This is a genomic window from Piscirickettsia litoralis (assembly GCF_001720395.1).
In the GTDB taxonomy this organism is placed as follows: Bacteria; Pseudomonadota; Gammaproteobacteria; order Piscirickettsiales; family Piscirickettsiaceae; genus Piscirickettsia; species Piscirickettsia litoralis.
The window spans coordinates 2,655,589-2,656,163 of the sequence record NZ_MDTU01000001.1; the positions used below are offsets into that span (position 1 = coordinate 2,655,589).

A 575-nucleotide genomic window follows, 5' to 3' on the forward strand; every position below is an offset into this window, starting at 1 on the left:
GACGGTCGCTTAATTTAGTACTTAGGAACCACAATACTCTGAAAATCAGCCATACTGTGAAATTAGAGTGATGTCAGCAATAAGAGATTAAAGTGGCTCGAGACCGATGAAATCAGCCTCGTTGTCATTTAAAGTGGGTCGGTGACCAACTATATTTTCAATCAATTTGGATTAGAAAAGTTGGATTAAATCAAGCAGAGATGACTATAAGCCGTTGTTTCGGAAGGCATTAAATCTAGCTTTTACTGATGAGTTCCGGAATATGTTTGGATAGCTTCATCAATCTTACTGCTCCCTTGCGCAAGGTTCTTATAGAAGAGTTTTGTAGCAGCATTGCCTTTACTCTTTCCCCCTTCAGCTAAGCCTGCTTGTACTTGCTGAACGAAATCCATTTTCAGCAGTGTTAGAGAAGCATAGGACTTCTTTTGTACAATTTTTATAGCTTTTGAAAGCCTTGTTGCGACTCTAATAGATTCTGGTTTTCCTTCACTATTAAGCAAGTCAACCGTCTTTCCCCCGGGCCATGATACTTGCTTATTAGAAGCTTTTGCAATTTTATATAAAAAATCATTTTT

General features: G+C 38.1%; 1 protein-coding gene. It reads right to left on the bottom strand.

The features are described 5' to 3' along the window. Positions 1-242 precede the first annotated feature (242 nt). The coding region (locus BGC07_RS13195) for a hypothetical protein (RefSeq protein WP_158006941.1) at positions 243-575 on the bottom strand (333 nt) is incomplete at its 5' end.